This is a genomic window from Mesorhizobium sp. M5C.F.Ca.IN.020.32.2.1 (assembly GCF_004023105.1).
GTDB lineage: Bacteria > Pseudomonadota > Alphaproteobacteria > Rhizobiales > Rhizobiaceae > Mesorhizobium > Mesorhizobium wenxiniae.
The window spans coordinates 1-486 of record NZ_RZSX01001645.1 but is presented as its reverse complement, the minus strand read 5'-3'; the positions used below and the strand labels follow the sequence as shown (position 1 = coordinate 486).

The following is a 486-nucleotide window of genomic DNA, read 5'->3' as shown; positions in this document are numbered from 1 at the left end:
ATTGCTGATATTGGCGTCGGCCGAGGTGGTGATGCCGATCAGGGCCATGCCGGACAGCACCCCGAACAGGCCGGCGAGTGCGAACAGCACGACCTTGGTCTTGAGCAGCGACCAGCCGGCGCGTTCGAGTGCGGCGGCATTGCCGCCCGATCCGCGCAGGATCACGCCATAGGAGGTGCGCATCAGCCCGAAATGGACGACCGCCGCGATCAGCAGCGCCGTAATGATCGGAAAGGGGATGAGCGGCGGCTTGAAGGCCATGAGCGACAGCAGCCAGTCCGGCGCTTTGCCGCCGGGCTTCGGCAGGATGAGGATGGCCAGACCCTGCCAGACAAAGCTCATGCCGAGCGTCACGACGATTGAAGGCAAATTGCGCAGATAGATCAGCGCGCCGAGCAGTGCATAGACGCCGATCGATCCGAGCAGGATCAAGACGCCGACCAGCGGCGCGTCCTTCAGCCACGTCGCGGTGACGCAGCCGACGAA

1 pseudogene is annotated in these 486 nt (G+C 64.6%); it reads right to left on the bottom strand.

Features of this window, described 5'->3' with window-relative positions:
- Positions 1-486: pseudogene (locus tag EOA86_RS37935) on the bottom strand (ABC transporter permease); the annotation flags it as partial.